Origin of the sequence: Brevibacterium salitolerans, from assembly GCF_039531405.1 — a bacterium.
GTDB lineage: Bacteria > Actinomycetota > Actinomycetes > Actinomycetales > Brevibacteriaceae > Brevibacterium > Brevibacterium salitolerans.
This window is the reverse complement of record NZ_BAAAPZ010000017.1, coordinates 1-25,734: the sequence shown is the minus strand read 5'-3', so window position 1 is coordinate 25,734 and position 25,734 is coordinate 1. Positions and strand designations below refer to the sequence as shown.

The 25,734-nt window shown below is 71.4% G+C and carries 20 protein-coding genes; 16 read left to right on the top strand and 4 right to left on the bottom strand.

Going from position 1 to position 25,734, the window contains the following annotated elements; all coding sequences use genetic code 11:
* Positions 1 to 90 precede the first annotated feature (90 nt).
* The 6 genes from ABD240_RS13315 to ABD240_RS13290 all read left to right on the top strand — a co-directional run bounded on the left by ABD240_RS13315 (position 91) and on the right by ABD240_RS13290 (position 9,911).
* On the top strand, positions 91 to 2,199 hold the full coding sequence (locus ABD240_RS13315) for an outer membrane protein assembly factor BamB family protein (protein ID WP_344337743.1): 2,109 nt from the start codon (positions 91 to 93) through the stop codon (positions 2,197 to 2,199).
* 28 nt (positions 2,200 to 2,227) lie between these two features.
* The gene (locus tag ABD240_RS13310) at positions 2,228 to 3,151 is read left to right on the top strand and encodes a TrmH family RNA methyltransferase (protein ID WP_344337742.1); all 924 of its coding nucleotides are present in this window, start codon (positions 2,228 to 2,230) and stop codon (positions 3,149 to 3,151) included.
* Positions 3,152 to 3,228: 77 nt separating this feature from the next.
* On the top strand, positions 3,229 to 4,293 hold the full coding sequence (gene pheS, locus ABD240_RS13305; protein WP_291796549.1) for a phenylalanine--tRNA ligase subunit alpha: 1,065 nt from the start codon (positions 3,229 to 3,231) through the stop codon (positions 4,291 to 4,293).
* Positions 4,293 to 6,842: a phenylalanine--tRNA ligase subunit beta gene (pheT, locus tag ABD240_RS13300; RefSeq protein WP_344337741.1), complete on the top strand. Its 2,550-nt coding sequence runs from the start codon at positions 4,293 to 4,295 to the stop codon at positions 6,840 to 6,842. The genes pheS and pheT overlap by 1 nt, the downstream gene beginning before the upstream one ends.
* The gene (locus ABD240_RS13295; protein WP_344337740.1) at positions 6,839 to 7,738 is read left to right on the top strand and encodes an SDR family NAD(P)-dependent oxidoreductase; all 900 of its coding nucleotides are present in this window, start codon (positions 6,839 to 6,841) and stop codon (positions 7,736 to 7,738) included. The genes pheT and ABD240_RS13295 overlap by 4 nt, the downstream gene beginning before the upstream one ends.
* Positions 7,739 to 7,820: 82 nt before the next feature.
* Complete coding sequence (locus ABD240_RS13290; protein WP_344337739.1) at positions 7,821 to 9,911, top strand: ABC1 kinase family protein; 2,091 nt, start codon at positions 7,821 to 7,823, stop codon at positions 9,909 to 9,911.
* A 105-nt stretch (positions 9,912 to 10,016) separates the two neighbouring features.
* On the opposite strand, the gene ABD240_RS13285 is transcribed toward ABD240_RS13290, so the two are convergent.
* From ABD240_RS13285 to ABD240_RS13270, 4 genes are all read right to left on the bottom strand, one after another.
* On the bottom strand, positions 10,017 to 10,856 hold the full coding sequence (locus tag ABD240_RS13285) for a MetQ/NlpA family ABC transporter substrate-binding protein (RefSeq protein WP_344337738.1): 840 nt from the start codon (positions 10,854 to 10,856) through the stop codon (positions 10,017 to 10,019).
* A 103-nt stretch (positions 10,857 to 10,959) separates the two neighbouring features.
* On the bottom strand, positions 10,960 to 11,682 hold the full coding sequence (locus ABD240_RS13280) for a methionine ABC transporter permease (protein ID WP_291796534.1): 723 nt from the start codon (positions 11,680 to 11,682) through the stop codon (positions 10,960 to 10,962).
* On the bottom strand, positions 11,682 to 12,647 hold the full coding sequence (locus tag ABD240_RS13275; protein WP_291796531.1) for a methionine ABC transporter ATP-binding protein: 966 nt from the start codon (positions 12,645 to 12,647) through the stop codon (positions 11,682 to 11,684). The genes ABD240_RS13280 and ABD240_RS13275 overlap by 1 nt, the downstream gene beginning before the upstream one ends.
* 192 nt (positions 12,648 to 12,839) lie before the next feature.
* On the bottom strand, positions 12,840 to 13,811 hold the full coding sequence (locus ABD240_RS13270; RefSeq protein ID WP_344338137.1) for a quinone oxidoreductase family protein: 972 nt from the start codon (positions 13,809 to 13,811) through the stop codon (positions 12,840 to 12,842).
* 206 nt (positions 13,812 to 14,017) lie between these two features.
* On the opposite strand from ABD240_RS13270, the gene argC reads away from it, so the two are divergent.
* From argC to ABD240_RS13220, 10 genes are all read left to right on the top strand, one after another.
* Positions 14,018 to 15,112, top strand: a complete 1,095-nt coding sequence (gene argC, locus ABD240_RS13265) for an N-acetyl-gamma-glutamyl-phosphate reductase (protein ID WP_344337737.1) — start codon at positions 14,018 to 14,020, stop codon at positions 15,110 to 15,112.
* 37 nt (positions 15,113 to 15,149) lie between these two features.
* Positions 15,150 to 16,310, top strand: a complete 1,161-nt coding sequence (argJ, locus tag ABD240_RS13260) for a bifunctional glutamate N-acetyltransferase/amino-acid acetyltransferase ArgJ (RefSeq protein ID WP_344337736.1) — start codon at positions 15,150 to 15,152, stop codon at positions 16,308 to 16,310.
* Positions 16,311 to 16,420: 110 nt separating this feature from the next.
* Entirely contained in the window at positions 16,421 to 17,392 is a 972-nt protein-coding gene (argB, locus tag ABD240_RS13255) for an acetylglutamate kinase (protein WP_291796521.1), read from the top strand.
* A complete protein-coding gene (locus tag ABD240_RS13250; protein WP_344337735.1) occupies positions 17,389 to 18,630 on the top strand; it encodes an acetylornithine transaminase in 1,242 nt (413 codons plus the stop codon). Before argB ends, ABD240_RS13250 begins: the two co-directional genes overlap by 4 nt.
* Entirely contained in the window at positions 18,627 to 19,565 is a 939-nt protein-coding gene (argF, locus tag ABD240_RS13245; protein WP_291796515.1) for an ornithine carbamoyltransferase, read from the top strand. Before ABD240_RS13250 ends, argF begins: the two co-directional genes overlap by 4 nt.
* 7 nt (positions 19,566 to 19,572) lie before the next feature.
* Positions 19,573 to 20,112: an arginine repressor gene (gene argR, locus ABD240_RS13240; RefSeq protein WP_291796512.1), complete on the top strand. Its 540-nt coding sequence runs from the start codon at positions 19,573 to 19,575 to the stop codon at positions 20,110 to 20,112.
* Positions 20,113 to 20,173: 61 nt separating this feature from the next.
* Positions 20,174 to 21,385 carry an argininosuccinate synthase gene (locus ABD240_RS13235; RefSeq protein ID WP_291796509.1) on the top strand — a complete coding sequence of 404 codons (1,212 nt, stop codon included), beginning with the start codon at positions 20,174 to 20,176 and terminating at the stop codon, positions 21,383 to 21,385.
* Complete coding sequence (argH, locus tag ABD240_RS13230) at positions 21,382 to 22,836, top strand: argininosuccinate lyase (RefSeq protein WP_291796505.1); 1,455 nt, start codon at positions 21,382 to 21,384, stop codon at positions 22,834 to 22,836. The genes ABD240_RS13235 and argH overlap by 4 nt, the downstream gene beginning before the upstream one ends.
* 199 nt (positions 22,837 to 23,035) lie before the next feature.
* Complete coding sequence (tyrS, locus tag ABD240_RS13225; RefSeq protein WP_344337734.1) at positions 23,036 to 24,325, top strand: tyrosine--tRNA ligase; 1,290 nt, start codon at positions 23,036 to 23,038, stop codon at positions 24,323 to 24,325.
* 100 nt (positions 24,326 to 24,425) lie between these two features.
* Positions 24,426 to 25,454, top strand: a complete 1,029-nt coding sequence (locus ABD240_RS13220; protein ID WP_344337733.1) for a CPBP family intramembrane glutamic endopeptidase — start codon at positions 24,426 to 24,428, stop codon at positions 25,452 to 25,454.
* The last annotated feature ends 280 nt before the right edge of the window (positions 25,455 to 25,734 follow it).

The following is a 25,734-nucleotide window of genomic DNA, read 5'->3' as shown; positions in this document are numbered from 1 at the left end:
TCCCCGGCCCTTCGTGCTGTCCGGAGTCCGTGAGGGTCCCGGCTGCGAGGGTCGATGGAATGTCGCAGAGTCTCTGCTTAGATGAGTGGCATGAATGAGACACCTCCGCGCTCCGGTCCGCTGCGCCCGCTGCTCATGGGCATCGGTGCGGGTCTCGCCGCGGTGCTCGTGGCGGTCGGGGGCATCTTCGCGTTCGGGAAGCTGTTCGGCGGGCCGGACTACGGCGCGGCACCGGGCCAGCTCACCGCCTCGGACGTCTCCGGCCTCGGGGACGGTGCGCGGATCGCGCCGCTCGGCACGCTGGGTGAGGCGAGCACGGCCTTCGCGCGGTTCCTCACCCCGTCCCGCTCGGTCATCTACGCACTCGACGAGAGGGGCGCACCCCGCTGGGCCGCTCCTGTGCCGCACGCAGACGCCCCCGCGGAGCCGACAGCGCTCTTCCCGGACGAGGACGCCCCCGAACAGGGTCTGCCGGAGCTGCACGGCACCCCCGTGAGCTGCGCTGCCGACGGCGCGGCGCTGGTGTGCGGCGACGTGCGCATCGACCGGGAGACCGGGGAGATCACTCCCGGTGAGGGCGATGCGGACGAGACCGGTGCGGAGGGTGCCGGCACGGACGGGAGCCGCCCCGACGAAGAGGCCGCCGATCCTGCCACGGCCGCGGTGCCGCTCGAGCTCGAGGAGGACGGCACCCTGCTCGGTCCCGCGGGCCAACCGTATCCGGGTGTGTCCCTCGATCAGGAGGGACCGGTGCGGATGGTCGGTCCGGTGGAGGACGTGCAGGAATCCGAGGATGCGGGGCGGACCGGAACCGGCCCGTGGGCCGTCTCGGACGGAACGGTGCTCGCAGTGGTGAGCCCGGAGGAGGTCCTGTGGCAGCGGGGTCTCGATGCGGCCTCGGCAGCGGTCACCGGGCTGGGCTCGCTCACGGCGCAGCCCGGCTGGGCGCTCGAGGACGACGTGCTGGTGCTGGGTGCTGCTGACGCGGTCCGCGGTCTCGACGCGGCCACGGGCGAGGTGCTCTGGACCCTGGAGGTCCCGGGGCTCACCAGCTTCACCGTGAGCGGCGGACAGCTCCGCACCGTGGCGGACGGCGTGTTCACGGTCTTCGGCTTCGACGCCTCCACGGGGGAGGAGCAGGCCCGGGCGCAGCCGCCCGAGCCCGGACAGGAGGGCGGCGGTGCCGTCCTCGGCCCCGGCCGGGAGGCCTTCGAGAATGCGACGTTCGAGCTGCCGCCCACCTGCGCGGCCTTCGGCCTCCACTACTCCACGGAGTACCTGGGGGAGGAGGACGACGGGACATTCACAGGCCAGGGCGAGTTCCGGGACGGCACCGCCCAGGGCAGCGGCGCGGACTCCTACGGCAGCGTCGTGATCGACGAGGTCAGGCCCACACGGCTGGGCGAGTCGCCCGCGACCGCGGTGAGCTTCTCCTGCTTCGGCGGCGGAGCGTACGCCTATCCCTCCGTGGGCATCTACGACGCGGGGCTCACCCTGCTCGACTCCGTCGAGGTGTGGGGCGATCCCGCCGAGGGGCAGAGGCAGGACCTGCAGGCCTCGGCGATGGAGCCCGCGATGGCGGACCTGGGCGCGATGGGTCCGGTGCTCACCTTCAACCTGCGGGGCCTCGACCTCTACGGCGACGACTCCTGCCACGCCTGTGGCAAGTCCGGCTCCGCGGATCTCGCCTACCGGTGGGACGGGGAGCGGATGGTCCACGCGGACACGGTCTTCCACACGCCCTCGGGCGATGTGCGCATGCCGTCGCAGGAGAGCGTGCAGGCCTTCGTGGATGCGGTGGGAGCCGGGGACGACGAGGCGGCCTCCGCCCATGCGACGCAGAGGGTGATGGACTCACTCGAGGAGGTGCTGGGCGACGGGACCGCCGCGGACCCGCCCACGGTGCGCAGCGTGCACTTCGAGGGGAACACGGTGGGCGCCTGCGAGCCGGTGTCGTCGAACGCCACTCCCGCCGGTATGGGCGAGAGTGCCTTCTCCCTCGACGAGTACCGCTTCCACAGCGGCGAGACGCTCAGCGGCCAGCCCACCGCCTGGGAGGAGGAGGTGCGTGCCGGGGATGTGGTGTGCGGTGTGTCGATGCCGGACGGCCCTGCGGACGAGTACCACCTCTACCTGCTCATGCGCGGGCAGGCGGACGGCGGCTTCGAGGTCTATGAGGCCGGCCGCATGTTCGGCTGAGCACGCGCGGCCCGCTAGGCTCTGGCCCATGAGCGCTACCCCTGAATCGGCCCCTGTCCACCCCCTTCTCACCGGGCCGGAGGTCCGCAACCCCCTGTCCTCCAAGCTCAAGGAGGCGGGCAAGCTGCTCCGGCGCACCGGGCGGAAGCGGGAGCGCCGCTTCCTCGTCGAGGGTCCGCAGGCCGTGCGCGAGGCCGTGCGCCGCCAGGGTGAGCTGCGGCCGGTCGCCGCGACCGCAGGGCAGCACGAGGAGGGCCGCGAACCGCGCCCCGCCGGTGCGGTCCTGGACGTGTGGGCCACTCCGGAGGCCGCCGAGCGGCACCCGGACGTCGTCGAGGCGGCCCGCGGAGCGGGGCTGCGCGTGCGGCAGGCGACGGCCGAGGCGCTGGCCGGCCTCACCGACACCGTCGCCTCCCAGGGCATCCTCGCCGTCGTCGAACAGCTGGACGTGGAGCTCGCGGACGTCCTCACCAGGCAGGCCAGGCTCGTCGTCGTGCTCTCGCAGGTGCGTGACCCCGGCAATGCCGGCACCGTGCTGCGCGTGGCGGACGCGGCGGGCGCGGACGCCGTGGTGGTCACCTCCTCGAGCGTCGACGTCTACAACCCCAAGACCGTGCGCTCCACCGCCGGCTCCCTGTTCCATGTGCCCGTGGTGACGAACGTGGGCCTGCCGGAGGTCGCAGAGCTCGCCCGCGCGCGCGGCCTCCAGGTGCTGGCCGCGGACGCGCATCCGCCGGCGCACGACCTCCACGTCCCCTGGGACACCGGCCTGGACCTCACCCGGCCCACCGCCTGGGTGTTCGGCAACGAGGCCTGGGGGCTGCCGGAGGCGGACCGTGCGCAGTGCGACTCCGCGGTGGCCGTCCCCCTCTACGGCCGGGCGGAGAGCCTCAATCTCGCCACCGCGGCGAGCATCTGCATCTATGAGTCGGCCAAGCACGTGCGTCTCTGACCTGCCGCACGGCGCGGCCGGCGTGCACGGATAGACTCATCCGTGTTGAACAGCATCCGTGAGGAGAAAGCAGGCAGATGACTCAGCCCAGTGCTGCCGAACAGCCACCCGTCGACCCCCGCGACGAGGCGGCGGTCACCGCCGCAGTGGAGGCCGCGCTGGCCGCCTTCGCCGCCGCCGGCGACCTCGAAGAGCTCAAGGCCGTGAAGATCGCGCACATGGGGGACCGCTCCCCACTCGCCCTCGCCAACCGGCAGATCGGCTCCCTCGAGAAGAAGGAGAAGGCCGCGGCGGGCAAGATCGTCGGCCAGTCCCGCGGTCGCGTGAACAAGGCCCATGCCGCCCGGCTCGCAGAGCTGGAGGCCAAGCGGGACGCCGAGGTGCTGGTCGCGGAGGCGATCGACGTCACCCTGCCGGCACCCCGCCGGCTCGCCGGTGCCCGGCATCCTCTCCAGCTGCTGCAGGAGCAGATCGCGGACCACTTCGTGGCGCACGGCTGGGAGGTGGCCGAGGGCCCGGAGATCGAGGCGGAGTGGCTCAACTTCGACTCGCTGAACTTCGGCCCGGACCACCCGGCGCGGCAGATGCAGGACACCTTCTTCGCGGATCCGCCGGAGGCCGGCCTGCTGCTGCGCACCCACACCTCTCCCGTGCAGTCCCGCAGCCTGCTGGAGCGCGGGGTGCCCCTCTACGTCGTCTGTCCGGGCAAGGTGTTCCGCACGGATGAGCTCGACGCCACCCACACACCCGTGTTCCACCAGGTCGAGGGCATCGCGATCGACCGCGGTCTGACGATGGCGAACCTCAAGGGCACGCTCGACGAGTTCGCACGCGCTATGTTCGGCCCGGAGTCGCTCACGCGTCTGCGACCGTCCTTCTTCCCCTTCACGGAGCCCAGTGCGGAGATGGACTTCTGGTTCCCGCAGAAGGTGGGCGGCGCCGGCTGGATCGAGTGGGGCGGCTGCGGCATGGTCCACCCCAATGTCATCCGCGCGGCCGGGCTGGACCCGGAGGAGTACCAGGGATTCGCATTCGGCATGGGCATCGAGCGGACGCTCATGCTCAGGGAAGGCATCAACGACATGCATGACATGGTGGAAGGCGATCTGCGCTTCTCCGCTCGTTTCGGGGTGAACGCCTGATGCGCGTCCCCCTCGAATGGCTCTCCGACTACGTCGACACCTCCGTCTCACCGGATCCGCACGCCCTCGCCGCGGAGCTCGCCGGCATCGGACTGGAGGAGGAGGACTTCTTCGGTCCCACGGTCTCCGGCCCGCTCACGGTGGGCCGGGTCCTCTCGGCGGAGCCGGAGGAGCACTCCAACGGCAAGACCGTCAACTGGTGCCAGGTGGACGTGGGCGAGGACGCACCGCGCGGCATCGTCTGCGGCGCGCACAACTTCTCCGCCGGCGACCTCGTCGTCGCCGCTCTCCCGGGTGCGGTGCTGCCCGGTGACTTCGCGATCGCAGCGCGCAGGACGTACGGCCACGTGTCCGACGGCATGATCTGCTCCGCCCGGGAGCTGGGGCTGGGCGAGGACCACGACGGGATCATCGTCCTCACCCGCCTGGGCCTGGACGAGCAGCAGCTCGCCGCGCTGCAGCCCGGGGACGACGCCACCGCCCTGCTGGGCCTCGACCGCGTCACCCTCGACGTGAATGTCACCCCGGACCGCGGCTACCAGCTGAGCATGCGCGGGATCGCGCGCGAGTTCGCCATGCTCAAGGGGCAGGAGTTCGCGGATCCGGCGGATGTCCAGGTCGAGGCACCGGACGCCGAGGGGTATCCGGTTGAGCTCGCGGATGCCGCCCCGATCCACGGCGTGCCCGGCTGCTCGCGCTTCACCGCCGTGACCGTCACCGGTACTGACCCGCAGGCGCGCACGCCGTTCTGGATGCAGCGCAGGCTGCTGGAGGCGGGCATGCGGCCCATCAGCCTCGCGGTGGACGTCACCAACTACGTGATGCTGGAGCTCGGGCAGCCGCTGCACGCCTATGACGCGGCCAAGCTCTCCGGGACCATCACCGTCCGCCGTGCGCAGGCGGGTGAGAAGCTCACGACACTGGACGACGTCACCCGCACGCTCGACCCGGAGGACCTCCTCATCACGGACGCCGGCGACGGTGCGCCGGGGAGCCGCATCATCGGCCTGGCCGGTGTCATGGGCTCGGCCGCACTCGAGGTCACGGACGCCACCACGGACATCGTCCTGGAGGCGGCCCACTTCGACCAGGTGACGATCGCGCGGACGGCGCGCCGGCACAAGCTCCCCAGTGAGGCGGCCCGGCGGTTCGAACGCGGTGTGGACCCGGAGCTCGGGCCCGCGGCGGCGCGGCGTGCGGCGGACCTGCTGGCGGAGCTGGCGGGCGGCACGGTGAGCCCCCACGTGACCGAGGCGGGCAGCGCCCCGGCACGGCGCGTCATCGACCTGCCCGCGGACCTGGCGACGCGCCGGGTGGGGGTGGAGTACTCGCAGGAGGAGGTCGTCGACCTGCTCGCCGCCGTGGGTGCCGAGGCCGTGCCGGCGGACGCGGACGCAGAGGTGCCGATGCTGCGCGTGACGGTGCCCAGCTGGCGTCCGGACCTCACCGAGGGCGTGGACCTGGTCGAGGAGATCGTCCGTGCCGGCGGCTACGGGGAGATCCCCTCCGTGGTGCCGCAGGCACCGGGCGGCTCCGGTCTCACCGCCGCCCAGCGGGCGCGCCGCCGCGTGTCGAACCTGCTGGCGGACTCCGGGCTGAGCGAGGTGCTCACCTATCCCTTCACCTCGGCGGAGCGCGCGGACCAGATGCTGCTGGGCGAGGACGACCCGCGCAGGGCGATGGTGCGGATCGCGAACCCGCTGGGCGAGGACCGGCCGCTCATGCGCTCAAGCCTCCTCGCCACCCTCACGGACGCCGTGGTGCGCAACACCGGCCGCGGGTTCAAGGACGTGGCGGTCTTCGAGGCCGGCCAGGTCACCGAGGGCGGGCGCCCCAGCGACCGTCCGGGTCCGCGCTTCCTGCCGGGCTACCACCCCACGGCCGCGGAGCTGGAGGACGTCTTCGGCAGCGTCCCTCACCAGCCCTTCCACGTCGCCGGTGTGCTCGCCGGCCACGCGGTGCCGCCGTCCGTGGCCGGTGCCGGCCGCCGGGCGGACGCACATGACGCGATCGAGCTCGTCCGGGAGATCGCCCGCAGCTGCGGGCAGACCGTCACCGTGAGGGCGGACGCGCGTGCGCCGTGGCATCCCGGCCGCTGCGCCCGGATCGAGCTCGCCTCCGGCGCCGTGCTGGGCTGGGCCGGCGAGCTCCACCCCAAGGTGTGCGAGAACCTGGGCCTGCCTGCACGCACCGTGGCCTTCGAGATCGATCTCGATGCGCTCGTGGCAGAACCCGATTCGCGCACGTGGGCGGGCGTGCTCTCGACCTACCCGGTGTCGCGGCAGGACGTGGCGCTCGTGGTCGACGCCGCGCTCCCGGCAGCGGAGCTCATGGAGACCCTGCGCACCGCTGCGGGTGAGGAGCTGGAGTCGCTGGAGGTGTTCGACGTCTACAGCGGGGACCAGGTGCCGGCCGGTCGCAAGTCCCTGGCGCTGCGCATGACCTTCCGCGCCGCGGATCGCACGCTCACGGCCGATGAGGCCTCCGCGCTGCGGGAGCGGGCCACCGCCGCGGCCGCTGCGGCACACGGCGCGGAGGTCCGGTCATGACGGCGGCTGATGCAGGAGGCCGGGCAGCCGGCAGTGCGGCCTACGCCCACAGCCTCGTGCTCGTCACCGGAGGTGCCCGGGGGATCGGGCGGCATCTGGCGGAGGGTTTCGTCCGTGCCGGGTACCCGGTGCTCCTCACCGCCCGTGGGGAGGAGTCCGCACAGCGTGCGGCCGGTGAGATCGCGGCAGCGGCAGGCGCCGGCGCCTCGGCCCCGGTGCTCTCTCCGCGCGTCCGCGGCACGGCTCTGGACCAGACGGATCCGGCCTCCGTGGCCGCGCTCGCGGAGACGGTCGAGGCCCTGGGCCGGGAGTGGGACGCGCCGCTGTGTGTGCTGGTGAACAACGCCGGCATCGTGGAGAAGGCGGAGGGCCCGGTCTGGGAGATCGACGCCGAGGACATGGCCGCCGTGCTGGAGACCAATCTCGTGGGCGCCTTCCGGGTGACTCGGGCGCTTCTGCCCGGGCTCCTGGCGACCGCGGAGTCCAGCGGGGCGCCGGTGCGGATCATCGACCTCAACTCCGGCTCCGGCGCGCAGGGCACGTCCGCGCACGCGGCCTACTCCGCGTCGAAGGCCGGACTGTTCCGCCTCGCCCAGTCGCTCGTGGACTACGGCCACGAACGGGGCCTGCGGGTGTTCGAGATGGCACCGGGCGTCATCGAGTCGGACATGACGAAGTCGATGCCCATGCACGATCACCGCACGGCCGCGGACTGGACGGATCCCGCGGACGTCGTCGAGCTGGCTCTCACGCTGGCGTCCGGGGAGCTGGACGCCTGGACCGGAAGGTTCGTGCGGGCCGGCAGGGACACCCCGGCTGCGCTGCGCGAAGCGGCCTCCGGTCTCATCCCGGGAGACCTCTCCGACGGGACCCGGGTGCTCACCGTGCCCATGTAGCCTGGTCACGGCGGCGGAGACGCTGCTCCGCCGCCGTGCACTGTCCTCGCACCGCAGTTCGGCTCGTTCCCGGGAGGGTGGCATGAACGTCTTCTGGACCATCGTCCTCGGACTCGTGAATGCCGTGGTCGTGGGGGCGCTCGTCCGGCGTCTCATCACGGTGGGGACCGGCGCTCTGCGCAACACGCTCGTCTCCCTCGTCATGGGCCTGTCCATCTGGCCGGTGACCCTGCAGGCGTTCGAGATGCTGCAGATCACCCAGCGCGGCGACGTGCCGTTCCTGGGGATGAGCTTCCCTGCCGTCATGGTGTTCCTGCTCATCTTCGGCTGGTTCCTCACCATCCAGCTCTACGTCATGCTGGCCATCGAACTGGTGCTGCCCTCGGGCTCCTTCACGCAGGTGGCGCGGACGGCGGCGCGGATGCCGTCCTGGTACCGGACCACCAGGCGGCTGTGGGAGATCCAGGGCATCCTGTTCCGCTTCGGCCTGCGCCGGTATCTCAAACCGCGAATGCCCAGCCTGCGCGTCTCGCGGAGGGAGCTCGCACGGACGGCGGCGGAGGCGCTCGCGGCCGCGGGGGTGTCCTTCGTCAAGCTGGGGCAGTTCGTCGCCACGCGTGCGGACATGATCCCCAGCGAGTTCGTCGAGGAGTTCTCCGCGCTGCAGTCGGAGGTGCCGCCGGTGCCCTTCTCCACCATCCGGCCGGAGCTGGAGAAGGCCTGGGGGCGTCCGCTGGAGGAGGTGTGCCGCGAGTTCGACGAGGAGCCCCTCGCGGCGGCCTCGGTGGCGCAGGTGCACCGCGCGGTCCTGCACAGCGGTGAGGAGGTCGTCGTCAAGGTCCAGCGGCCCAATCTGCGCAGACAGGTGCGTGCGGACTCCGCCATCATCATGAATCTCGCGGAGCGGTTCGAGAACTCCGCGCAGTGGGCCAAGAGCATCGGGCTCGTGGAGATCGCCCGCGGGTTCGTGGAGTCGCTGGCGGAGGAGCTGGACTACCGGGGCGAGGCCCGCCAGATGACGATCCTCGGCCGCTCCGTCGCACAGGTCTCCACCGCATTGGGCGGGCGAGCGGGCTCCGGCGCCCCGGACGACGCGCCCCGCGGCGGCATCGTGCGCATCCCGGAGGTCTACGGCGCGCTCTCCGGCGAGCGGGTGCTGGTCATGGACAGGATGGCGGGCCGGCCGCTGTCCCGCAGCGCGGAGGCGCTGGCCGGGACGTCCACGCTGGTGCGCCGGGAGATGTGCGAGCAGCTGTTCATGACGATCGCCCGCCAGATGCTGGACACCGGGGTCTTCCACGCGGATCTGCACCCGGGCAACATCATGGTCGCGCCGGACGGCACGCTGGGCCTCATCGACTTCGGCGCCGTCGGGCGCCTGGACGCGCGGGACCGCCGCGACGTGCTCACACTGCTGCTGGCCTTCGACAAGCAGAACTCGCAGGCGGCGACCAACGCCGTCATCGACATGTTCGGCATGCCGCCCGGGACGGACCTGCGGCGGATGCAGCGGGAGATCGGCCAGATCATGCTGCGCTTCGACTCCGGCGGCGCGGAGGAGCCCAGCCAGAGCGCCGATCCCACGGCGGCCGGCCGCTCGGGCGGAGCGGCCTCGGGCTTCTTCCGGGAGCTGCTGGACTTCGTGTTCGACCACGGCTTCGCGATGCCCACCGCTGTCGCACAGGCGTTCAGGGCCATCACCACGCTCGAGGACAGCCTCCGGAAGCTCGACCCGCGCAGCGATCTGCTCGGTCTCGTCCGCTCGCACGGCAGAGAGGTGCTCGCGGGCTCCCGGAACCTCCGGAAGACCCTCGACGACACGGCGCTCTACGCGAACGCGACGCTGCCGGCGCTGGCCTCTCTGCCCATCGAGGTGTCCCGTGTGGTCAAGCACCTGCAGGACGGCAGCCTCGACATCGGCACGAGCGGGCTGACGACGGATCTCATCCGCAACCTCGTGCGCACGGTGGTGGACCAGCTCGTCCAGGTGGTGCTCGCCACGGCCCTGGTGCTGGGCGGTGTCGTGATGATGGCGTTCGACTTCGGCCCGCCGCTGGCGGAGCAGCTCACGATCTTCACGTACTTCGGTGCCTGGGTGCTCATGGCGGGCATGGTGCTGGCCGGACTCGTGCTCGCACCTGCGCTGCGGGACCGCCGCGCCCTGCTCTGGTAGCACCTCCTGAATGCCGCGATCCCTCAGGGACGCCGTGGAACCGCGGACGTCGCCTGAGGGATCGCGGCGTTCGGCCCGGGCTGTGCAGCCCGGCCCGCCGCCGGCTCAGAAGGCGGGAGCGACCTCACCGTCGGGCCAGTTCTCCTCGATGAAGGTGCGGACCTCATCGGAGTGGAGCAGCTCGTCGAGCTTGACGATGGCCTCGTTCTCCTCGTCACCAGAGCGCACCGCGAGGAAGTTGCCGTAGGGGTTGCCCTCGGCCTCCTCGACGAGGATGCCGTCCTTCGTGGGGGACAGGCCTGCCTCGAGCGCGTTGTTGCCGTTGATGACGGAGGCATCGACGTCCGCGAGCGTGCGGGCGAGCTGTGCGGCGTCGGCCTCGACGAACTCGAGGTTCTTGGGGTTCTCCGCCACGTCGTGGATGGTCGCGGTCGTCACGTCCACGGAGTCGTCGAGCGTGATGACGCCGGACTTCTGCAGGAGGTCGAGCGCGCGTCCCTGGTTGGAGGGATCGTTGTTGATGCCGATCTGCGCGCCGTCCGGCAGCTCGTCGACGCTGTCGACGGACTCGGAGAACAGCGCGAAGGGCTCGATGTTGATGCTCTCGAACGCCGCGATCTCGTAGCCCTGGCCGTCCACCTCGGACTGCAGGTAGGGCATGTGCTGGAAGTAGTTCGCGTCGATGTCGCCGTCCACCAGCGCCTTGTTGGGCAGCGTGTAGTCGGTGTACTCGACGACCTCGATGTCCAGGCCGGCGTCCGCGGCGAGGTTCTCGTCGACGAAGTTGAGGATGTCGCCCTGGGGGACGGGGGTGGCGCCCACCTTGAGGGTGGTGACGCCGTCCGCCTCCGTGCCCACGGAGGACTCTCCGCCGCCGGCGCCGCAGGCGGAGAGGGTGAGGGCGGTCGCCGCGACGGCGGCCGCGAGGACGAGGTGCTTGCGCATGATGCTCCTTGTGTGGATGTGTGCGAGGTCGGGTGGGGTCATGGGACGGTATGGAAGCGGGCAGCGCGGAGCCGCGTGCGCCGGCCGCGGGGAGGGGCCGCGCTCACCTGCGGTGGTCGACGGCCTTCGCCAGGGCGTCGCCCAGCAGCTGCAGCAGCATGACGACTGCCACCAGCAGGACGATGCAGGCGATCATGGTGTCCGCCTGGTAGCGCTGGTATCCGTAGGAGATCGCCAGTGCGCCGAGGCCGCCTCCGCCCACGGCGCCGGCCATCGCCGTGTAGCCCACGAGCGTGACGGCGGTGACGGTCGCGGCGGAGACGAGGCCGGGCAGGCCCTCCGGCACGAGGACCTGGCGGATGATCTGCCAGTTGCTCGCCCCCATCATCTGCACGGCCTCGATCTTGCCGCCGGGGATCTCCCGCAGCGCGCTCTCCACGAGGCGGGCGTAGAACGGGATGGCTCCCACCGTGAGGGAGACGACGGTGGCCTGCCAGCCCAGTGCCGCCCCCGTGACGAAGCGGGCGAAGGGGATGAGCGCGATCATGAGGATGATGAAGGGGATGGAGCGGGTGATGTCCACGACGGCGGACAGCACGCGGTAGACCACGCCGTTGGGGGCGAGCCCGCCGCGGGCGCTCGAGTAGAGCCAGATCCCCAGCGGCAGGCCGACCACCACGGAGAACAGAGTGGCGAAGAGGATCATGAGCATCGTCTCGCCCAGGGACGGCAGCGCCTCGACCGTGATGGCCGGGTTGTCGAACCAGGTGGGGCGCTCGCGCGGCGTGACGGCGGTGAGCACGGCGTGGGAGTACAGGGTGTGCATCAGGCGGCGTCCTCCACGTGGTAGCCGGCGCTGGCCAGCGCACGGACGAGCGTGGCCCGGTGCTCCGGCCGCTCGGGGGTGATGCGGAGGCGGCCCGTCTGCACGCCGTCGATGACCTCGAGCGTGCCGGCCTCCACGGAGACGATGGGCGTGCCGGCCGCGCGGGCCGCGTCGAAGAGCGCGGAGACCGAGGTGCCGGCCAGGGCGACCTCCACGCTGGTGCCCTCCTGGGCCGCGGGGACGTGGGGCAGCGGCACGAGGTCCTTGGCCAGGGGAGTGCCGGGCGCGCTGAGGATCTCGCCCAGTGACCCGCTCTGCTGGACCCGGCCCGCGGCCAGGAGGGTGACGGAGTCGCAGATCTCGCGGACCACGGCCATCTCGTGGGTGATGATGAGGACCGTGATGCCCAGGCGGTCCCGCAGCGAGGAGATGAGCTGCAGGATCTGACTGGTGGTCGAGGAGTCCAGCGCCGAGGTGGGCTCGTCGCACAGCAGGATCTTGGGTTCGCAGGCGAGTGCGCGGGCGATGCCCACCCGCTGCTGCTGACCGCCGGAGAGCTGCGCCGGATGGTTCTGCGCGCGATCGGCCAGGCCCACGAGCTCGAGCAGCTCGAGGGCGCGGGAGCGCCGCCGGCTCCGCGGCACACCGGCCACGCGCAGCGGGTGCTCGACGTTGCCCAGCGCCGTGAGCGAGTCGAGGAGATTGGCGTGCTGGAACACCATGCCGATGTTCCGGCGTGCCGCCCGGAGCCGGGCGCTGCTGAGCTGGGTGATGTCCGTGCCGGCGATGAGCGCCTGCCCGGAGCTCGCGCGCTCCAGGCCTGTGAGGCAGCGGATGAGGGTGGACTTGCCGGCGCCGGACCGGCCCACGATCCCGTGGATCGAGCCCTCCTCGACGCGGAGGGTGATGCCGTCCAGAGCGGTCACCCCGGCGAACTCCTTCCGGAGCTCGGTCAGTTCGATCACGTGTGCGTCCCCCTGAAGACCTCTGCGGGCCGGCATGCCGCCGGCGCACGCCTGCGGCATGCCACTCAAGGGTGGGCCACCCTACTGAGGAGTACGACCAGAATCGACACAGAACGTCACAGTCCGCCACGTGACTGTGACGGACTGTGACTCCTCACACGGGAGCGGCGCGAGGGGCGGCTCCCGTTCGCCTCACGGCACCAGGACGACCTTGCCCGTCGTCCGCCTGCCCTCGAGTGCGCGGTGGGCCTCGGCAGCGTCCGCGAGCGGGAAGGTCTGCCCCACGCGGAAGTCCAGCCAGCCGGTCTCCAGTCCGTCGAAGAGCATGGAGGAGCGCTCGCGCAGCTCCTCCGGTGTGCGCACGAACCACTGCAGCGACGGCCGGGAGAGGAAGAGTCCGCCGCCGGAGTTGAGCCGCTGGATGTCGAACGGCGGCACCTGTCCGCTCGCCCCGCCGAACAGCACGAGCGAACCGCGGACGGCGGTGGCCTTCAGCGACGCGTCGAAGGTGTCCCTGCCGACCCCGTCGTAGGCGACGTCGACCCCGCGGCCCCCGGTGAGGTCGAGGACCGTCTGCGCCACGTCGACGCCGTCGCCGTAGAGGAAGACCTCGTCCGCGCCCGCCGCACGGGCGAGCTCCGCCTTCTCCTCGGTGGAGACGGTGCCGATCACGCGCCCGCCCAGATGCTTGACGATCTGCGTGAGGAGCAGGCCCACACCGCCGGCGGCGGCGTGGACGAGGGCCGTCTGACCGGCCTCCACCCGGTGCGAGCCCGTGGCCAGGTACTGCGCGGTGAGCCCCTGGAGGGGGAGGGCTGCGGCGGCCTCGAAGTCCACGCCCTCCGGCACGCGCATGACCATGTCCGCCGCCACGGCCACGCGGGTGGCGTAGGAGCCGGGGGCGTCGTGCCAGGCCACGCGGTCGCCGGGGGAGAAGTCCGTGACGCCCGCGCCCACCTCGGCCACCACGCCGGCGCCCTCGACGCCCACGATGTGCGGATAGTCCATGGGATAGACGCCGGAGCGCCGGTAGGTGTCGATGAAGTTCACCCCGGCGGCCCGCACGTCCACGAGGAGCTCGCCGGGGCCGGCCGCGGGTGCGTCGGCCGTGCCGTACTCCAGGACCTCGGGGCCTCCTGCGCTCATCGCGCGGACCGCCTTCATCTGCTCAGCCATGCTCTGCTCCTTCGCCTGCACGCCGCGCGTGCCGTCGTCGTCCGGTCGCTCCCATCGTAGGAGCCGGAACGCCCTGAGGGAGGCCCGCGTCTCACTGTGCGGAGCGTCTCACCGCGCGGAGGCCGGGAGGGAGTGCGCGAGGGTGCCCCTCCCCGGACTTGGATAAAAACGCGATGGTGCGTATGGTTATGCATATGCAGACCTTCACCGTCGCCGTCTCCGGCGCCACCGGCTATGCAGGGGGCGAGGTCCTGCGCCTCCTCGCCCGCCACCCGCAGCTCTCCGTCACCACCGTGGCAGGGCACTCCACGGTGGGAGAGTGCCTCGGCGCCCACCAGCCGCACCTCGGCTCGTACGCGGACATGGTCATCAGGCCCTCCGACGCGCAGACGCTCGCCGGCCACGACGTCGTGGTCCTCGCCCTGCCGCACGGGGCCTCCGGCGCCATCGCGGCGGAGCTCGCCGCCACGAGCCCGGAGACCCTCATCCTCGACCTCGCCGCGGACCACCGGCTCACCTCGGCGTGGGCGTGGGAGCACTTCTACCGGAGCGAGCACCAGGGCAGCTGGGACTACGGGCTGCCGGAGCTCATGCACGCAGACGGGACGAAGCAGCGCGAGGTGCTGCGGGAGGCGAAGCGCATCGCGGTGCCGGGCTGCAACGTCACCGCGGTGACCCTGGCCGTCCAGCCGCTCCTCGCCGCCGGCCTCGTCGATCCCACCTGCCTCACCGCGACGCTGGCCAACGGGGTCTCCGGCGCGGGCAAGGCGCTCAAGCCGCACCTGCTGGCCGGCGAGATCCTCGGCGACGTGAGCTCGTACTCGCAGGCGGGCACCCACCGGCACATCCCGGAGATCGAGCAGAACCTCGCCCGGGTGCTCGGCATCCCCGCCCAGGAGCAGCACGACGGCGGCGTCCGCATCTCCTTCACCCCCACCCTCGTGCCGACGGCCCGCGGCATCCACGCGACCGTGAGCGCACCGCTCGCCGCCGGGGTCTCCGCGGCCGAAGCCCCTGCGCGGGCCGCGGAGGCCTTCGCCTCCGCCTACGGTGAGGAGCCCTTCGTCACCGTCCTCCCCACCGGGCAGTGGCCGCGCACCGGCTCCGTGACCGGGTCGAACTCCGCGCATCTCCAGTACGGGATCGACGACCGCGCCGGCACCGTCCTCGTCACCGCCGCGATCGACAACCTGGTCCGCGGCACCGCCGGCCAGGCGCTCCAGTCCGCGCATCTCGCGCTGGGCCTGGACGAGGCGCTCGCCCTCCCCGTCGACGGCGTCGCGCCGTGAGCACCCACCACCCCCACTTCCCGTCAGGAGCGCACCGATGACCGTCACCCATCCGCAGGGCTTCTCCGCCGCAGGGCTCACGGTGGGCCTCAAGCCCTCCGGCAAGCCGGACCTCGCACTCGTCGTCAACGACGGGCCGGCGGACGCCGTCGCGGCCGTGTACACCTCCAACCGCTGCAAGGCGAACCCCGTGCTGTGGTCGGAGCAGGCCAGCGCTGACGGCCGTGCCAGGGCCGTCGTCCTCAACTCCGGCGGAGCCAACTGCTACACCGGCGAGTTCGGCTTCCAGACCACGCATCTCACCGCGGAGCGTGCGGCCGCGCTCCTCGGGGTCTCCCCGGTGGACGTGCTGGTGTGCTCCACGGGCCTCATCGGCGTGGGCGGTCAGGACTTCCGCGACAGGATCGTCGAGGGGCTGCCCGGGCTCGTCGAGGCCGCGGGTGCGGAGGACGCGCACGGCAGGAGCGCCGCCGAGGCGATCATGACGACGGACACCGTGGCCAAGACGGTGGCGCTGCAGCGGGGGGGCTACCGCGTGGGCGGCATGGCCAAGGGCGCGGGCATGCTCGCACCGGGGCTCGCGACCATGCTCGTCGTCCTCACCACGGACGCCGCCGTGGACCAGGAGGTCCTCGACCGCGCCCTGCGCGCGGCGACCTCCGTGTCCTTCGACCGCCTTGACACGGACGGCTGCATGTCCACCAACGACACCGTGATCCTCATGTCCTCCGGCGCCTCCGGCACGAGTCCGAGCGAGGCCGAGCTCACGGAGGCGATCACCCAGGCGTGCCTCGACCTCACCGGTCAGCTCCACGTCGACGCGGAGGGCGCGCATCACGACATCGCGATCACGACGCGGGGCGCGGCCACGGTGGCCGACGCCGTCACGGTGAGCCGCGCGGTCGGCCGCTCCAACCTCTTCAAGGCCGCGATCTTCGGTGAGGACCCCAACTGGGGCAGGGTCGTGGCGCAGGTGGGCGTGACGGATGCGGAGTTCGAACCCACCGCGATCGACGTCGCCATCAACGGCGTGCAGGTCTGCACCGGCTCCACCCCGGACGCGGATCCGGAGCAGGTGGTCTTCTCCCGCCGCGTGGACGTGGTCATCGACCTCCATGCCGGTGAGGAGTCCGCGACGGTGTGGACCTCGGACCTCACCCACGACTATGTGGAGGAGAACAGTGCGTACTCGACGTGAGCGCAGTGCAGCGGCGGGTTCATGCCGGCTGGAGAGAGAAGGTCGGAGCGGCGGCAGCGGCGGAATCGACACCGCGGCCCACAGTGGTCGGGGAGAGGGGAATTGCTGAGATGAACAGCGAGGAGCGGTTCGTGCAGGCGCAGTCCAAGGCCGCGGTGCTCACGGAGGCCCTGCCGTGGATCAAGGAGTTCGCCGGCGCCACCATCGTCATCAAATACGGCGGCAATGCCATGATCACGCCTGAGCTCCAGCAGAGCTTCGCGGACGACATCGCCTTCCTCCGCTTCGCCGGCCTCAAACCCGTCGTGGTGCACGGCGGCGGCCCGCAGATCAACGCGATGCTGGGCAGGCTCGCCATCGAGAGCGAGTTCCGCGCCGGCCAGCGCGTCACCAGCGAGGAGGCCGCCGAGGTCATCCGCATGGTGCTCGCGGGCCAGGTGAATCGGGAGATCGTGGCCCGCATCAACATGAACGGCGATGCGGCCGTGGGCCTCTCCGGCGAGGACGCGGACCTGCTGCTCGCGACCCCCACCACCGCCGTGGTGGACGGCGAGGTCGTGGAGCTGGGCCGGGTGGGCGAGATCCAGCAGGTCAACACGCAGTTCCTCCACGAGCTGCTCGATGCCGGGCGGGTCCCCGTCATCTGCTCGATCGCCGCGGAGATGGGCGGGGAGGCGGGCAAGCCGCTCAACGTGAATGCGGATCTCGCCGCGGCAGCGATCGCCCGCCGCATCCGGGCGGACAAGCTCGTGATGCTCACGGACATCGAGGGGCTCTACCGGGACTGGCCGGACCGGGACAGCCTCATCTCGCGCATCAGCCCGGAGGAGCTGCGCGAGCTGCTTCCCCGCCTGGACTCCGGCATGATCCCCAAGATGACCGCCGCGCTGGAGGCGATGGACGCCGGGGTGCACCAGGCGCACATCATCGACGGCCGCGTGGCGCACTCGCTCCTCATCGAGGTCTTCACCTCCGAGGGCATCGGCACCATGGTCACGCACGAGCCGGAACCGCAGCACACCGCTGACGCACACTCTGCGGGCGCACACACCCCCGCACATCCAGGAGGAGCACACACATGAGCGATCCGGACCACCACGCGGACTGGCAGTCGGAGTACCGCGGCGCGCTCATGCCCGTATTCGGCACACCGCAGCGCCTGCTCGTGAAGGGCGAGGGATGCCACGTCTGGGACGAGACGGGGACCCGGTACCTCGACCTCCTCTCCGGCATCGCCGTGAACTCACTGGGTCATGCGCATCCCGCGATCGTCGAGGCAGTCACGGAGCAGATCTCCACGCTCGGTCACATCTCCAACTTCTTCGCCTCCCGCCCGCAGATCGAGACCGCGGACACGCTGCTCTCCCTGCTCAAGGCGCCGGAGGGCTCCACGGTCTTCTTCTCCAACTCCGGGGCCGAGGCCAATGAGGCGGCGCTGAAGATCACGCGCAGGACCGGCCGGTCGAAGATCGTCTGCGTCGAGGGCTCCTTCCACGGACGCACGATGGGTGCACTGGCGCTCACCTCGAAGGCCGCCTACCGTGCGCCCTTCGAACCGGGCGTGCCCGGGGTGGTGCACGTGCCCTTCGGCGACGAGGCGGCGCTGCGCGCCGCCGTCGACGCGGACACGGCCGCCGTGATCCTCGAACCCGTGCAGGGGGAGGCCGGCGTGCGCCGCCACCCCACCGGCTACCTCACGGCGGCACGGGAGGCCACGAGCGCGGTGGGCGCGCTGCTCGTCCTCGACGAGGTGCAGACCGGCGTGGGCCGCACCGGCCACTGGTTCGCCTTCCAGGACCCGGAGATCGGGGAGGGGGTGAGCCCGGACGTCGTCACGCTCGCCAAGGGCCTCGGCGGCGGCATGCCGATCGGCGCCACCGTCGCCTTCGGCAGCGCGGTCACCGGACTGCTCCAGGCGGGCCAGCACGGATCGACGTTCTCAGGCAACCCGGTGGTGACCGCCGCCGCGCACGCGGTCCTGAAGACGCTCGCTGCCGAGGGCGTCGTGGAGCAGGTCTCGCAGGTGGGCACCGCGGCGCGGAACGCCCTGCGCGGCCTCGCCGAGGTCGCGGACGTCACCGGTGCGGGTCTCCTGCTCGGCGTCGAGCTCACGGACGGACGGGCCAAGGAGGTCGCCGCCGCCGCGCTGGAGGCCGGCTACATCGTCAATCCCGTGACCGCTTCGCGCCTGCGGCTGGCCCCGCCCCTCATCATCACCGAGGAGGAGCTGCTCGGATTCGTCCGCGCACTCCCCGGAATCGTCGCATCCGCGCACCGGGCGGCACTCACCGCCCAGGCCGCGGAAGAAGGAGCATCATGACCCGGCACTTCCTCAAGGACACCGACCTCACCCCGGCGGAGCAGGCCGAGGTGCTCGACCTCGCGGCCTCGCTGAAGGAGAGCCCGTACTCGCAGCGACCGCTCGAGGGGCCGCAGACGGTGGCGGTGTTCTTCGACAAGACCTCCACCCGCACCCGGGTGAGCTTCGCCGCGGGCGTGTCCCAGCTGGGCGGGAGCCCGCTCATCGTCAACCCCGGCGAGAGCCAGCTCGGCCACAAGGAGTCGATCGCGGACACGGCCCGCGTGCTCGAACGCATGGTCTCCGCGATCGTCTGGCGCACCTTCGCCCAGGCCGGCCTCGAGGAGATGGCCGAGCACTCCCGCGTACCGGTCGTCAACGCGCTCTCCGACGACTACCACCCGTGCCAGATCCTCGCGGACCTCCTCACCATCCGCGAGCATCGGGGCACCGGTGAGGGCAACGGCCTCGCCGGCCTCACCCTGACCTACTACGGCGACGGCGCGAACAACATGGCGAACTCGTACGCCCTGGGCGGAGTGAACGCCGGCATGCACGTGCGCATCGCGGCTCCCGCCGGCTACCAGCCGGCGGAGTCCGTCGTGGCGGAGGCGACTGCGCTCGCCTCCGCGACCGGTGGCTCGCTCACCGTCACGGACGATCCCGTCGCCGCCGCCGAGGCCGCTGACGTCCTCGTGACCGACACCTGGGTGTCGATGGGCCAGGATGCCGCCGGCCGTGACGACGAGGCGTCCCCGTTCGCGAAGTACCAGGTGACCGAGGAGCTCATGGAGCGGGGGAACGATCCGATCTTCCTCCACTGCCTGCCGGCCTACCGGGGCAAGGAAGTGGCCGCGTCCGTCATCGACGGCCCGGCCTCGGTCGTGTTCGACGAGGCGGAGAACCGGCTGCACGCGCAGAAGGCGCTGCTGACCTGGCTCCTGGCCCGGAGCTGAGAGCGGCATGGACCACGGCGAGTCCGCGCAGCCGCAGACCAAGACCGCACGCCAGAGGCTTATCGTCTCCCTCATCGAGCGCGAGCCCGTGTCCTCGCAGTCGGAGCTGCTGCGGCGGCTGGCGGACCACGGGGTGAAGGTCACGCAGGCCACCCTGTCCCGCGACCTGGGCGAACTGGGCGCGGTCAAGGTGCGGGGCACCTCGGGCGCGGTGTACGCGGTGCCCGGCGAAGGGGGCGACCGGGCCGGCCTCTTCGCCGCACAGGGCGCGGACGTCTTCGACGCCAAGCTCCAGCGGCTGCTGGAGGAGGTGCTCGTGAGCGCGGTGCGCTCCGGCGCGCTCGTCGTGCTCCGCACCCCTCCGGGGGCGGCGCAGTACCTCGCGAGCGCGATCGACCGCTCCGTGGTGCGCGGGGCGATCGGCACGATCGCCGGCGACGACACCGTCGTGGTCATCGCCTCCGGGGACGAGGACGGCGAGCGGCTCACGCGGCTGTTCCTCGAACTCGCCGGCCAGGGCGAGCACGGACGGATGCCGGACGCGTGAGCGGCCGGGCGGACGGATGTAGCAGACTAGACGCGAAGCGAATGACTAAGGAGAACAAGCAATGACTGAACGCATCGTGCTCGCCTACTCCGGCGGGCTCGACACCTCCGTGGCGATCGGGTGGATCCACGAGGCCACCGGCGCCGAGGTCGTGGCCATGGCCGTCGACGTGGGCCAGGGCGGCGAGGACCTCGAGACGATCCGCCAGCGCGCGCTGGACTGCGGTGCGGTCGAGGCCTATGTGGCCGACGCCCGCGACGAGTTCGCGGACGAGTACTGCATGCAGGGCCTCAAGGCCAACACGCTGTACATGGACTCCTACCCCAACGTGTCCGCGCTCTCCCGCCCGCTCATCACCAAGCACCTCGTGCGCGCGGCCCGCCAGTTCGGCGCGACCACCGTGGCGCACGGCTGCACGGGCAAGGGCAACGACCAGGTCCGCTTCGAGGTCTCGCTCACCTCGCTGGCGCCGGACCTGAAGTGCATCGCACCGGTCCGGGACCTCGCGCTCACCCGTGAGGCCGCCATCGAGTACGCGGAGCGCAACGAGCTCCCCATCATCACCACCAAGTCCAACCCGTTCTCCATCGACCAGAACGTGTGGGGCCGGGCCGTGGAGACCGGGTTCCTCGAGGACATCTGGAACAGCCCCACCAAGGACGTCTACGACTACTCCGACGATCCGGCGTTCCCGCCGCCGGCGGACGAGGTCACGATCGAGTTCGCCCAGGGCGTCCCGGTGAGGATCGACGGCCGCGACGTCACGCCGCTGCAGGCCATCGAGGAGCTCAACCAGCGTGCGGGCGCACAGGGGATCGGCCGCATCGACATCGTCGAGGACCGCCTCGTGGGCATCAAGTCCCGCGAGGTCTACGAGGCCCCGGGCGCCATGACGCTCATCAGCGCGCACCGCGAGCTGGAGAACATCACGCTCGAGCGTGAGCAGGCCCGCTTCAAGAAGCTCGTGGACCAGCGCTGGACCGAGCTGGTCTACGACGGCCAGTGGTTCTCGCCGCTGAAGAAGAACCTGGACTCGTTCATCGACGCCTCCCAGGAGTACGTGTCCGGTGAGATCCGCATGGTCCTGCACGGCGGTCGCGCGACCGTCGAGGGCCGCCGCTCGGACTCGACGCTCTACGACTTCGGACTCGCCACCTACGACGAGGGCCAGACGTTCGACCAGTCCGCCGCCCGCGGCTTCATCGACATCTACGGCCTGTCCTCGAAGCAGGCTGCGGCCCGCGACGTGAAGTTCGGACGGAACGAGCTGTGAGCTCAGCCGCCGAGGCCCCGGGCAGCGGCGGGGGAGAGGAGCGCGTCAGCCTGTGGGGCGGCCGGTTCGCCGCCGGCCCCGCGGATGCGCTCGCCCAGCTGTCGAAGTCGACGGACTTCGACTGGCGCCTCGCCCGCTACGACATCGCCGGTTCGCGGGCCCACGCCCGGGTGCTCTCCCGCGCGGGACTGCTCTCCGACGAGGATCTGCGGGGCATGCTCGAGGCCCTCGACACCCTCGAGGCGCGCGTGGTCGACGGCACCTTCACCGCCGCGGACTCCGACGAGGACGTCCACTCCGCCCTGGAGCGCGGCCTCATGGAGATCGCGGGACCGGAGCTGGGCGGCCGCCTCCGGGCGGGCCGTTCGCGCAACGATCAGATCGCGACCATGGGGCGCATGTATCTGCGCGATCATGCGCGCGTGATCGCGGGCCTCGTCCTCGACGTGGTCGAGGCGCTGGTGGAGCAGGCCGCCGCACACCCGGAGGCACCCATGCCGGGGCGCACGCACCTGCAGCACGCCCAGCCGGTGCTGCTGGCGCACCACCTGCTCGCGCACGCCTGGCCGCTCATGCGGGACGTGGAGCGGCTGCGCGACCTCGACGCCCGCCTCGCGGTCTCCCCGTACGGCTCCGGTGCGCTCGCCGGATCCTCCCTGGGGCTGGACCCGCAGGCCGTCGCCGCGGAGCTGGGCTTCGCGGACTCGGTGGAGAACTCGATCGACGGCACCGCCTCCCGGGACGTGTTCGCGGAGTACGCCTTCGTCACCGCGATGATCGGCGTCGACCTGTCCCGGCTCAGCGAGGAGATCATCGCGTGGGCGACGAAGGAGTTCTCCTTCATCACCCTCGACGACGCCTTCTCGACCGGCTCCTCGATCATGCCGCAGAAGAAGAACCCGGACGTCGCGGAGCTCACGCGCGGCAAGGCCGGCCGTCTGATCGGCGACCTCACCGGTCTCCTGTCCACGCTCAAGGCCCTGCCGCTGGCCTACAACCGTGATCTGCAGGAGGACAAGGAGCCGGTGTTCGACGCCACGGACACCCTGGAGCTGCTGCTGCCCGCCTTCACGGGCATGGTCGCGACCCTGGTGTTCCACACGGACCGCATGGAGCACCTCGCTCCCCGCGGATTCGCCCTTGCCACGGACATCGCGGAGTGGCTCGTCCGTCAGGGCGTGCCGTTCCGGGTGGCGCACGAGCTCTCCGGCGAGGCCGTGGCGCTCGCGGAGTCCCGCGGCGTGGAGCTGTGGGACCTCACGGGCGCGGACTACGCGGGCATCTCCGCGCATCTCACTCCGGAGGTGCGCGAGGTCCTCACCACGCACGGGTCCATCGACTCGCGCAGCGCCAAGGGCGGCACCGCCCGCGCGGCCGTCGCCGCGCAGCTGGAGAACGCACGTGCGCAGCTGTCCGCCCTGCGGGAGTTCGCGGGTCAGCGCCTGCGCTGATCCTCCGCCGCCCCGGACTCCGCCGTGCGGTCCGACCGCGCCGGCACCGCCCGTTCCTCCTCGGCTCCTCGCCGGGGCGGAGCGGGCGGTTTCCTGTCCGCTCCGCACGGATGTCTAGAATTGGCACGGCGTGCGACCGCGACCCGGCCGGGACCTCGGCTGCAGGGGCGGGCGGCGCGAGAGAAGCGAAAGGAACACCGTGACCGACATCCTCAGCGAGCTCCAGGCCCGCGACCTGGTGGCCCTGTCCACCGACGAAGACGCGCTCCGGCGCTCGCTGCGCGAGGAGGCCGTGAACTTCTATGTGGGATTCGACCCCACGGCGCCCAGCCTGCACATGGGCAACCTCGTGCAGATCCTCTTCGCCCGCAGGCTGCAGGAGGCCGGCCACAATCCCTTCGCCCTGGTGGGCGGCGCGACTGGTCTGATCGGCGATCCGCGCATGTCCGGGGAGCGCACCCTCAACCCGCGCGAGGTCGTGGACGGCTGGGTCGAGCGGATCCGCTCCCAGATCGAGCGCTTCCTCGACTTCTCCGGCCCCCACGCGGCGCAGATGGTGAACAACCTCGACTGGACCGGGCAGATGACCGCGATCGACTTCCTGCGCGACGTGGGCAAGCACTTCTCCGTCAACCGCATGCTCGCCAAGGAGACCGTGTCGACGCGGCTCAACAGCGAGCACGGCATCTCGTTCACGGAGTTCTCGTACCAGATCCTCCAGGGCAACGACTTCCTCGAGCTCTACCGCCGGCACGGGATCACCCTGCAGACGGGCGGTTCGGACCAGTGGGGAAATCTCACCTCCGGTACGGACCTCGTCCGGCGGGTGGAGCAGAAGACGGTCCACGCGATGGCGACACCGCTCATCACCAAGGCGGACGGCACCAAGTTCGGCAAGACGGAGGGCGGCACCGTCTGGCTGGACCCGGAGCTCACGAGCCCCTACGCCTTCAGCCAGTTCTGGCTCAACGCGGACGACCGCGACGTGGTGAAGTACCTCAAGGTGTTCTCGTTCCGCTCCCTGGAGGAGATCGAGGACATCCGGGTGCGCTTCGAGAAGGCTCCGCACACGCGGCTCGCGCAGAAGGCCCTCGCGGAGGAGATCACGGCGCTGGTGCACGGCGAGGAGCAGACCGCGCAGGCGTTCGCCGCGGCCGAGGCCCTCTTCCGCGGAGGAGAGCTGCGGGCCATCGCCCCGGACGTCCTCGCCGCCGCCACGGCCGAGCTGCCGCAGGGAACCGTGAGCGCCGCCGCCGTCGCGGCGGGGCTGCCGGTGGCGGAGGCCTTCGCCGAGGCCGGGATCGTGAAGTCCAGGTCCGAGGCCCGCCGCGCGCTCAAGGACGGCGGGGCCTACGTGAACAACGTCAAGGTCTCCGGTGAGGACGCCGTGCTGTCCACCGACGACGTGCTGGCCGCCGGCGACCACGGTGTGATCGTCCTGCGCCGCGGCAAGAAGACGCTGGGCGCCCTGGTGGTCTCCGGCAGCTGACCGGATCAAGCGGCGGACCGGAGGGTGAGCGGACCGGACCGGTGAGCGGAGTGAGCGGCATCAGCGCCGGCGGAGACGCACACGGGGAGAGGAAGTGGACATGATGGTGACGCGAGCAGGCACATGGCAGCGGGAGCAGCCGGCGTCGTGGCGCGGGATCCTCGTGTTCAGTCTCCTCGCGCTGGTTCTGGCCTGGTGCGTCGCCGCTCCGCTCTGGTACTTCACCGCCGGCGTACCGGTGTTCGGCGATCGTTCCGGCCTCGTGGACCCGGCGGCGCTCCAGAGCCTGGGCGAGAGCCAGGCGTTCCTCACCGCCGTGGCGGTGCTTCCCTCGGCCATGATGTTCACCCCGCTGCTCGCCGCGTGGATCACCCTGCGCTGGGTGGAGGGCGTGAGGTTCCGCGAGATGCTCCGTGTGCTGGGTGTGGTCGCCGCACCCGGCGTGGAGCCCGCGCAGTCTCGCAGCCGCGCACTGCTGCGCCTGCTGGAGAGCTGCGCGCTCGGCATCCTCGGCACATGTGTGCTCGTGGCGGCCTCCGTGGGCGTCGCTGTGGCCTGCGGTTGGCTCCACGTGGACACGACCTTCCCCGCCATCGGCCCGGCGGCGGCCCAGGCGGGCCTTCCGGTGGGTGCCCTGGTCGCGGCGCAACTGGCGATGATCCCCTTCGCCGCCGTGCTTCCCAATGGGCTCCTTGCCGCGGGTGAGGAGCTGGGCTGGCGCGGCTACCTGCTGCCGGCACTGGTCTCTCGTACGGGAGTGTCGCTCGCCCTGCTGCTCTCCGGTGTGGTGTGGGGAGTGTGGCATGCGCCGCTGATTCTGCTCGGGTACAACTTCGCGCGTCCGGACATGACCGGTGTCCTCCTCATGATCGCCGGGTGCATAGGAGTGGGGGCCTGGTTCTCGTGGCTCCGGCTCCGCTGCAGGACGGTGTGGCCCGCGGTCGTGGCACACGGTGCACTCAACGGTGCCGCGGGCATCTATCTCCTGATCGGCGGAGCGACTCCGGCGGACGGAGCGCTGGCCGGTCCGCTCGGTGCCGCCGGGTGGATCGTGTGCGGGGCAGGCATCCTGGTGTGGACGATCGTGGCCGCGGTTCGCGGACGGGAGTCGGTGAAGCCAACGGAGTGAGAACCCGGGTGTTCCAGTCTGCGATGCAGGTCACGGGGTTCTGAGTTGCCTGCCCGGGCCGCCTCGGTCTAGAGTTACATCTCGTTGCCCCGGCCAGAGCGCACAGCGCGGGACGGGACGGCGACCGGGAAGTGAATACCCCACGGACTGACGGCGAGTCGGTTTGCGGATGCGAAGGCTTCACGGTAATCTGGTTCAGCGCTCCGTCTGGTCGGAGTGGTTCACCAATCTTTGAGGGTCATGGCCGTGGGGTTGTGGGTAGTAGGGGTTTGTGTGTCTG

Bases quoted from the DNA above. Each gene is read 5' to 3' on its own strand.
- ABD240_RS13280 (WP_291796534.1), bottom strand. From the start codon at position 11,682: ATGCACACCCTGTACTCCCACGCCGTGCTCACCGCCGTCACGCCGCGC.
- ABD240_RS13235 (WP_291796509.1), top strand. From the start codon at position 20,174: ATGACTGAACGCATCGTGCTCGCCTACTCCGGCGGGCTCGACACCTCC.
- ABD240_RS13285 (WP_344337738.1), bottom strand. From the start codon at position 10,856: ATGCGCAAGCACCTCGTCCTCGCGGCCGCCGTCGCGGCGACCGCCCTC.
- argJ (WP_344337736.1), top strand. From the start codon at position 15,150: ATGACCGTCACCCATCCGCAGGGCTTCTCCGCCGCAGGGCTCACGGTG.
- argR (WP_291796512.1), top strand. From the start codon at position 19,573: ATGGACCACGGCGAGTCCGCGCAGCCGCAGACCAAGACCGCACGCCAG.
- ABD240_RS13290 (WP_344337739.1), top strand. From the start codon at position 7,821: ATGAACGTCTTCTGGACCATCGTCCTCGGACTCGTGAATGCCGTGGTC.
- ABD240_RS13270 (WP_344338137.1), bottom strand. From the start codon at position 13,811: ATGAAGGCGGTCCGCGCGATGAGCGCAGGAGGCCCCGAGGTCCTGGAG.
- ABD240_RS13250 (WP_344337735.1), top strand. From the start codon at position 17,389: ATGAGCGATCCGGACCACCACGCGGACTGGCAGTCGGAGTACCGCGGC.
- ABD240_RS13310 (WP_344337742.1), top strand. From the start codon at position 2,228: ATGAGCGCTACCCCTGAATCGGCCCCTGTCCACCCCCTTCTCACCGGG.
- pheT (WP_344337741.1), top strand. From the start codon at position 4,293: ATGCGCGTCCCCCTCGAATGGCTCTCCGACTACGTCGACACCTCCGTC.
- ABD240_RS13220 (WP_344337733.1), top strand. From the start codon at position 24,426: ATGATGGTGACGCGAGCAGGCACATGGCAGCGGGAGCAGCCGGCGTCG.
- pheS (WP_291796549.1), top strand. From the start codon at position 3,229: ATGACTCAGCCCAGTGCTGCCGAACAGCCACCCGTCGACCCCCGCGAC.
- ABD240_RS13295 (WP_344337740.1), top strand. From the start codon at position 6,839: ATGACGGCGGCTGATGCAGGAGGCCGGGCAGCCGGCAGTGCGGCCTAC.
- argC (WP_344337737.1), top strand. From the start codon at position 14,018: ATGCAGACCTTCACCGTCGCCGTCTCCGGCGCCACCGGCTATGCAGGG.
- ABD240_RS13315 (WP_344337743.1), top strand. From the start codon at position 91: ATGAATGAGACACCTCCGCGCTCCGGTCCGCTGCGCCCGCTGCTCATG.
- argB (WP_291796521.1), top strand. From the start codon at position 16,421: ATGAACAGCGAGGAGCGGTTCGTGCAGGCGCAGTCCAAGGCCGCGGTG.
- argF (WP_291796515.1), top strand. From the start codon at position 18,627: ATGACCCGGCACTTCCTCAAGGACACCGACCTCACCCCGGCGGAGCAG.